Source organism: Acinetobacter sp. Lyrl_1, from assembly GCF_051948795.1.
In the GTDB taxonomy this organism is placed as follows: Bacteria; Pseudomonadota; Gammaproteobacteria; order Pseudomonadales; family Moraxellaceae; genus Acinetobacter; species Acinetobacter towneri.
The window spans coordinates 1-7,996 of the sequence record NZ_JAYJLK010000062.1 but is presented as its reverse complement, the minus strand read 5'-3'; the positions used below and the strand labels follow the sequence as shown (position 1 = coordinate 7,996).

The 7,996-nt window shown below is 39.9% G+C and carries 9 protein-coding genes; 2 read left to right on the top strand and 7 right to left on the bottom strand.

All coding sequences use genetic code 11. The annotated features are described in order from the left end of the window. Positions 1–49: 49 nt before the first annotated feature. A complete protein-coding gene (locus VF675_RS12950; RefSeq protein ID WP_440205328.1) occupies positions 50–772 on the bottom strand; it encodes a UDP-2,3-diacylglucosamine diphosphatase in 723 nt (240 codons plus the stop codon). A gap of 117 nt (positions 773–889) precedes the next feature. Beyond that, positions 890–1,399 carry a peptidylprolyl isomerase gene (locus tag VF675_RS12945; protein ID WP_004973310.1) on the bottom strand — a complete coding sequence of 170 codons (510 nt, stop codon included), beginning with the start codon at positions 1,397–1,399 and terminating at the stop codon, positions 890–892. 206 nt (positions 1,400–1,605) lie between these two features. Here VF675_RS12945 and VF675_RS12940 point away from each other — a divergent pair, with 206 nt between their 5' ends. Further along, positions 1,606–3,330, top strand: coding sequence for a glutamine--tRNA ligase/YqeY domain fusion protein (locus VF675_RS12940; RefSeq protein ID WP_131260901.1), 1,725 nt, complete (start codon positions 1,606–1,608; stop codon positions 3,328–3,330). A 118-nt stretch (positions 3,331–3,448) separates the two neighbouring features. Here VF675_RS12940 and VF675_RS12935 read toward each other — a convergent pair whose 3' ends face one another. After that, positions 3,449–3,982, bottom strand: a complete 534-nt coding sequence (locus tag VF675_RS12935; protein WP_096900868.1) for a lecithin retinol acyltransferase family protein — start codon at positions 3,980–3,982, stop codon at positions 3,449–3,451. Positions 3,983–4,117: 135 nt separating this feature from the next. Here VF675_RS12935 and VF675_RS12930 point away from each other — a divergent pair, with 135 nt between their 5' ends. After that, complete coding sequence (locus VF675_RS12930; RefSeq protein WP_440205327.1) at positions 4,118–4,870, top strand: phosphodiester glycosidase family protein; 753 nt, start codon at positions 4,118–4,120, stop codon at positions 4,868–4,870. A 30-nt stretch (positions 4,871–4,900) separates the two neighbouring features. Here the strand turns inward: VF675_RS12930 and VF675_RS12925 are convergent, their stop codons facing one another. The 4 genes from VF675_RS12925 to VF675_RS12910 all read right to left on the bottom strand — a co-directional run bounded on the left by VF675_RS12925 (position 4,901) and on the right by VF675_RS12910 (position 7,786). Then, the gene (locus tag VF675_RS12925; protein WP_004973320.1) at positions 4,901–5,149 is read right to left on the bottom strand and encodes a hypothetical protein; all 249 of its coding nucleotides are present in this window, start codon (positions 5,147–5,149) and stop codon (positions 4,901–4,903) included. A 224-nt stretch (positions 5,150–5,373) separates the two neighbouring features. Further along, complete coding sequence (locus tag VF675_RS12920; RefSeq protein ID WP_004973321.1) at positions 5,374–5,598, bottom strand: hypothetical protein; 225 nt, start codon at positions 5,596–5,598, stop codon at positions 5,374–5,376. A 241-nt stretch (positions 5,599–5,839) separates the two neighbouring features. Further along, on the bottom strand, positions 5,840–6,922 hold the full coding sequence (gene trmA, locus VF675_RS12915; protein ID WP_154320708.1) for a tRNA (uridine(54)-C5)-methyltransferase TrmA: 1,083 nt from the start codon (positions 6,920–6,922) through the stop codon (positions 5,840–5,842). A 162-nt stretch (positions 6,923–7,084) separates the two neighbouring features. After that, entirely contained in the window at positions 7,085–7,786 is a 702-nt protein-coding gene (locus VF675_RS12910; RefSeq protein WP_104852083.1) for an SIR2 family NAD-dependent protein deacylase, read from the bottom strand. Positions 7,787–7,996: the final 210 nt, after the last annotated feature.

Below are 7,996 nucleotides of genomic sequence, written 5' to 3'. Positions count from 1 at the left end.
TAAAAACGGATTTGGCAAGTCTTAGAAGTTAATGTTGTCAACTTTTATCCTAGTAACTCCATTTCTTTAATTTTAATTCCATATTGTTTTGTTGTGGATTAATTTCTAAAATTTGCGCAGCATCTGCGCGCCAATCGCCTAATACAATTCTAGGTTTGCCGTGTTCATTGTGAATATTTGGACGATGCGTATGCCCATGAATTAACACATCTGCATGCTGCAAGGCTTGTGACACAGCATCTGCATTTACGTCCATGACGTCATAACTTTTGACTTGATTGGCTTGCTGACTTTTTTTGCGGAAACCTTGTGCAAGTTTTTGCCGAAAAGCCAAAGGTGTTTTCTTTAAAATCCCTAAAATGATGGGATTGCGAATGATTTTACGGAATTTTTGATAGGACACATCATCGGTACACAGTGCATCGCCATGTTCTAAACGTACCTGTTGAGAACCAATATGCAGCGTGTACACATCGGGTAGGAGTTGCCCTGAAAACTGATCTAGAAATTTCTGACCTAAAGCAAAATCTCGATTGCCGACAATAAAGTAAATATGATTACCAGCAGCTTGGCTAAACTGCTTTAAATGTGCAACAACTTCATCGAGCCAAGGCGCTTTGTAATCATCGCCAATCCATGCATTAAACCAGTCGCCTAAAATATACAGTTGGGTGTTTTTATTTTGATAAGCGTCTAGCAAATCTAAAAACCCCCGAACAAGTCGAGGGTGATTTGGTGACAAGTGTAAATCTGCGATAAACAGATAGGTCACGAATTATTCCTTGGAATCTCCCGAAATCCCTCTTTTAAAAGAGGGATTTCTCCTCCCTAAACGAATTTTAAAGCAGTACTTTAAAATGATGTGCGTAAGCGAGGTCGGGTAAGATTCTTATTCAGCAATGATTTTTGCAGATTCAATCACCACATTTTCTAGTGGAACATCTGCGTGATAACCACGGTTGCCAGTACGCACGCCTTTAATTGCATCTACAACGTCCATACCTTCAACAACTTTACCAAACACGGCATAACCCCAACCTTGTGCAGTTTTGCCTGTGTGGTTTAAGAAAGAGTTATTTTTTACGTTAATGAAGAACTGTGCAGAAGCAGAGTGAGGTGCTTGGGTACGTGCCATTGCAATTGTACCAACATCGTTGCTTAAGCCGTTGTCTGCTTCGTTTTCAATCGCATCACGTGTTGCTTTTTCTTTGAAGTTTTCATCCATGCCACCGCCTTGGATCATGAAACCATCAATAACACGGTGGAAAATTACGCCGTCATAAAAACCATCACGAACGTATTCTAAGAAGTTAGCAACTGTAATTGGTGCTTTTTCAGCGTTCAATTCTAAAACAATACGACCTTTATTGGTGTTTAATTCGACTTGAGGAAAACTCATTGTGTAATCTCCTAAACATGGACACGAATGCCATGGGTTTTTTGGTTGAGAGAAGCATAAGCAAACTGTAAACTACAAGGCAAGTAAAAACGTTATTTTCTTTGTTAAAAACAAGGAAAAGCGTTCTAATGGGTGATGTATGCTTCACTACTGAAGTTTCTGTAACCTAGTTTATCCAATTTTATTTTAGAAGTGATTTTATTGCTATGAAGCCAAATGATGTTGTTGCATCTCTGCCAAACACCCCGACACCAAGTTCAAATGCCTCTGTCGATGCTGTGCAGCAAGAACAACAGCCGGGCTTAGACTTTATACGTCAAGTCATTACCGATGATATTGCGGCGGGTCGCACTCAGCAGGTGGTGACACGTTTTCCACCTGAGCCGAATGGTTATTTGCATATTGGTCACGTGAAAGCAATTTGCTTGAACTTTGGCATCGCACAAGAATATCAAGGGGTGTGTAACTTACGTTTTGATGACACCAACCCAGATGCAGAAGAACAAGAATATGTTGATGGTATTGCCAATGACGTGAAATGGCTGGGTTTTGAGTGGAATGGCGAACCACGCTATGCATCAAGCTATTTCGATCAATTATATACATGGGCAATTCAGCTGATCGAACAAGGCGATGCTTATGTCGATTTGCAAACCCCTGATGAGATTAAGCTCAATCGTGGTTCTTTTGTAGAGCCGGGTAAAAATTCGCCATATCGTGATACGCCAGTAGCAGAAAACTTGGCTTTATTTGAAAAAATGCGCAATGGTGAATTAGGCGAAGGTCAGGCAGTACTCCGTGCCAAAATTGATATGGCTTCACCAAACGTACACATGCGTGATCCGATTTTGTATCGTGTTTTACATTCATCGCATCACCAAACGGGCGATAAATGGAAAATGTACCCAATGTATGATTATGCGCATCCATTATCAGATGCCATTGAAGGCATTACTCATTCACTATGTACTTTAGAATTCCAAGACCATCGTCCATTCTATGATTGGGTGGTGGAAAAGGTGAAATCCGAGGCTGTGCCGCGTCAGTATGAATCTAGCCGTTTGAATATTGATTACACCATCACATCTAAGCGTAAATTGCGTAAATTGGTTGAAGGCGGTTTTGTGAATGGTTGGGATGACCCACGTATGCCAACAGTGGTAGGTATGCGTCGTCGTGGCTTTACACCAGAAGGTTTGCGTGATTTCTGTAAGCGTGTAGGTGTGTCTAAGTCGGATGGTATTGTGGATGTGGCAATGCTTGAATATTGCATCCGTCAGTCATTGGAAAATACTGCAGCACGTGGTATGGCGGTGTTAAATCCACTTAAAGTGACTTTGACTAACTTGCCAGAAGCATTAGATTTGGTCCATGCACGTCATCCAAATGTAGATATGGGTGAACGTATCATTCCGCTGACTTCTGAAATTTACATTGACCGTAAAGACTTTGAAGAAGTGCCGCCTAAAGGCTTTAAGCGTTTAGTGCCTGAAGGAGAAGTACGTTTACGTCATGCTTATGTAATCAAGTGTGATGAAGTGATTAAAGATGCTAACGGCGAAGTCATTGAGCTGAAATGTTCAATTGACCCTGAAACTTTGGGCAAAAACCCAGAAGGTCGTAAAGTAAAAGGCGTGATTCACTGGGTCTCTGCAAGTAAAGGCGTTGCGGCAGAAGTTCGCTTATATGATCGCTTATTTACCGAATCTGACCCAGAAGTGGGCGATGATTTCTTGGCGAATCTAAACCCTGAATCATTGACGGTGGTACAAGCCATTGTTGAACCTGCATTGGCAAAAGCACAACCTGAAGATCGTTTCCAATTTGAACGAGAAGGTTATTTTGTTGCAGATCAATACGACCATACAGCAGAGAAACCTGTGTTTAACCGTATTTTAGACTTAAAAGACAGCTTTAAGCCGGGTAAGTAAAATCTTATTTAGGTTTTAGCTTGTAATATAAAAGCCCAATTTGATCAATTCAGGTTGGGCTTTTGATTTTGTCTTTAAAATATTTTATAAGATACACAGTGTCGCTAAAATGGCAGCATTAGCGGTTTTTATGTTGTTCCTGCTTCATCAGGATTTGCGGTAACTGCATTTTGGCTTTGTCGCGTAGTTTCTTCTTAATATAGAGCACTAAAGCAAAGCAAGTGGTGGTCAGGGTCAGCATCATACTATTCATATAACTCATCAATGAGCTGACATACCCAATGGTGGTCAAACGATCCATCATCTTAAATACTTGCGGACTGCTTTCTACACCTGTAATAGCCCAAGTGCATAAATGTTCACAGTTATTCATAATCAGATGATAATTATTTTCGTGCATTCTAGAACGCATACGACGCACCACTTTGCGGCCTTTATACTTGGGCGCATGATACGACTGCACAATAATATTTTTGCCGTGACTAAACTTTTCAATACTGGTCATTTCAATCGGGTGTTTTTTGAAAAGATGTGCGAAACCCGAATAGTGAATCACGCGACCACGCCCAGCATAGATGCCATGATGGCTATAGCCGAAATGTTTCACAATTAAATGTGCCCCTAAAGGAAATCGTGTTTTCTGCTTGAGCATCGTACGCTTGACCAATAAAGTAACATGAGTAGAGAAAAGAAATCAGGTTTTATAGTGTACTGCGTCTGACGCAAATATGCGATAACCCATTCAGTTATATGCACAATTTGTAACATAGCAGGTATGGAGATGATAATGTTTCGTTCTCGGTGGAAGTACTTATTACTCAGTTATTTATTCTGGACGCCTGCTGCACAGGCGGAAATTCGCGCATGGACGGTCAATAACAGTAAAATCAATGCAGATGTGGTGGAAGTGACACAGTTGTCACAGTTAGGCTTATATCTGAAAGATCGGCAAGGGAAACCATATCTGCAAATTTCACAACTACAAAAAAATCTACAGTCTTGTGAAAACATGCAATTTGCCATGAATGCAGGCATGTTTCATCCAGATTATTCGCCTGTGGGTTTGTATGTGGAACAAGGACGACAACTTAAAAAGCTGAACCGACAGCAACAGGGATGGGGGAATTTTTTAATTCAGCCCAATGGTGTACTGGCGTGGAATCATCAACGGGTGTTTTTAGGAACAACCCAACAATATGCCAATCAAGCGTTCAAAGCGCAGTATGCGACACAGTCTGGCCCAATGTTAGTTATTAATCGCCAGTTAAATTCACGTTTTTTGGCAGACAGTACTTCTTATAAAATTAGAAATGGGGTTGGGTTAAAAGACCAAAGCCTGTACTTTGTGATTAGCAAGACGCCCGTAACTTTTCATCAATTTGCCACCTTTTTTAAAGATGAGCTGCAAACGCCAAATGCCTTGTATTTAGATGGTTCGATTTCTACGGCGTATATTCCGCAATTACAACGTCATACTCATCCACATCGCAATTTAGGTCCAATTTTAGCTTATATAGATCATCAAGGCTGTAAACCCTAACATTGGAATTTGGTTTTGGCTTGGCTGAATTTATTGTCCAATAAAACCTAAGGCTGTGCCTTGCATCCTGCAGATTTTGACTGCTTCTTCGCTTTTCATTTGTTTGACTTCATTTTCAAATTGCTTTTTTTGTTGTTTAAGTTGCTCATCTGAAATACCCATGTTTTTAGCAAAACTTTCCATTTTCTCCCAAGTTTCGGCACATTCTTTCGGCATTGGGCTACAGGCTGTTAAACTTAGGCTGAGTAGGGCAAGACAGCTAAGGCTAGTTTTTTTCATTGTCATTTTCTCTGTTTGAATAATTCGAATTTATTGGTGTGATGATTATGTGTAGAAATATTAGCGCATGATTATGAAGATATGATTGACTGCGTTTGAAAAGATTAGCGTTTTTGTGCAAGTTCAAGCACGTGTCGCGATTTATAAAATTTATCGTTCTAATATATATGCAGCCATTAAAAAAGGCACTTAGTTCAACTAAATGCCTTTTTTATCATATTCCATTACTGGAATGGTAGATGCTGGAGTTCATTTAACTCTTTGCGGCTATAACCTCGCGAAGCGAGAACCTTCTTAATCCCGATAATGACATCTTCATCTGTGGCTTTGGTTAAAGCTTCGAGAAGTTGTTCATTTGTCTTGCAAGAGCAATCATTTTCAACACAAGCAATTTGATTTTTATGCTCGTTTTGCTGTTCTGTAGAGAACAACTTTTGCCAAAAACTCATAGAGCCTTCATTCACAACCTAACATAGATCGAAATATAGCCAATATAAAAAATAAATCAAGTCGACCTAAGTGATAAAAGCAGCAATCGAGTTGCAGAATTTTCGATGATATTGCATTTTTTTAACGAAATTATGACAGTTAAAGGGCTTGTAATGCTTTAACTGATTCATTTACATCATAATATTTACAAGTGCTAAAAAGGAGAACTTGTAAATATTGAAGAATAATGCAACAAATTGTTTAAATCTTTTCCAGTAAAACACCCGACTCAACATGATGGGTGTATGGGAATTGATCAAACAGTGCAAATTGCGTCACTTTATGGCTTTGACACAAGGTTTTTAAATTGTCATGCAATGTGTCTGGGTTGCACGAAATATAAATAATACGCTTAAAACGCTGTAGGAGTTTTAAGGTGTCATCGTCAATTCCTGCGCGTGGCGGATCGACAAAGACCGTATCAAAATCATAACTTGCAAGATCAATGTTCGCTTCTTGCAAGCGGCGGAATTCACGCTCACCGTTATAGGCTTGAGTAAACTCTTCAGCCGATAAGCGTGCCACTTGAATATTCTCAATCTGGTTTTGTTCAATATTCCACTGCGCTGCATATACCGAAGATTTAGCCAGTTCTGTGGCAAGTACACGACGGAAACGAGTCGATAGCGGCAGGGTAAAGTTACCATTACCACAATAAAGTTCTAATAAATCTTGCTCAGAATATTCGGCAACCGTACATGCCCATTCCAGCATTTTTTGGCAAACTTGCGCGTTTGGCTGGGTAAAGCTGCTTTCAATTTGCTTATAGGTATAAGTGCGCTCAAAAACCTGTAATTGTTCAACTACATACTCATCGGATAGCACGAATTTTTGCCCACGGCTGCGTCCAATCAGTTTAATGTTTAATGCTTTGCTCAAAGCTTGGGCTGCAGGCTCCCAATCAGATTCAAGTTTGCGGTGATAAAGCAGTGAAACCAACATTTCGCCACTTAAAGTCGCTAAAAAATGCACTTCAAATAAACGAGCCGATAATACGGGATCGGCTTTCAGGGCGGCTAACAGCTTTGGCATTAATAAGTTAATGCTGCGGTCTGCAATCGGAAACTCATCTACACGAATAACTTTTTTCTGCTTATCTTCACTGCGTTCAAACATGGCATAAAACAGATCATCTTCAATATGCCAAATTCGGAACTCTGCCCGCATACGGTAGTTGTGTTCTGGTGAGGCAAATACTTGCAAGGCAGGCGGGTTATATTCGGCAAATTGGGCAGAAATACGGGCAACTTTTGCATCAAGTTGTTGCTGATAAGATGAGGTCATATGCAGTAAACATCACAAACACAGAGAAAGAGCGATGGTAACAAAGTTTTAAAGAGATACCTAAAACTATTATGAAAATGATGCAATCCTGCAAGATGTCAAAATAGCCTAAGCATGTTGATGACATCTTACAAGTGGAAAAATTTAGATACTGTAATTACTTTAAACTTGATGTAATTGATCGAACAATTGCTGAATGCCCTCAGTGGCAGTTTTGGAAATCCGTTGAAATTGAGCAGGAAGTTGGGCTTGCATGGCTTTTGGGTCAATATAATAAGCCTGACAATTTGCAGGAATTTCGTGTACTAATCCAGCAACAGGGTATACCACCAAACTTGTACCAATCACAATAAAAATATCGGCATCTTGAATCAAATCCAGTGCTTCTTCATAGGCAGGAACTGCTTCGCCAAACCAGACCACATGCGGACGTAAAGGATAGCCTTGTGGGCAAAGATCCTGTTGCAAGTTCAGCGAGTCACCTTCAATTGGAAAAAATTCTGTCGTGTATTGTGCATGAGGCCCTGAGCTTTTGGCTAAACGAATATTGCCGTGTAAATGCAAAACTTCTGAACTGCCTGCACGTTCATGCAAATCATCAATATTTTGGGTGATCACTTGTACATCAAAATCATCTTCAAGTTCAGCAATTAAGCGATGCGCCAAGTTAGGCTGCGCATTAAGAATGTTTTTACGACGTTCATTATAAAAGCGTTGGACTAATTCAGGATTCCTTGCCCATGCTTCAGGACTTGCGACATCCTCCACGCGATGTTTTTCCCATAAGCCATCACCATCTCTAAAGGTGTTGATTCCACTTTCTGCGCTCATACCTGCACCCGAAAAAACCACTAATTTACGCATGTTTTATTCTCTTGATGGATGGTTAGATTTGAGTATAAGTGCCGAAAATAGAAACACAAATCTACAGCTCATTTTTTCAGAATTTTAAGTATCTAAATATGTGAAAGTTTAGTGTTGTCTATAACTTTGCTGAATAATTGAATCAAAGTTCACTTTTTATTGCTTGTTATTTCATTTTAATGATAGAACATAAAGTAAAGTAGTATGACG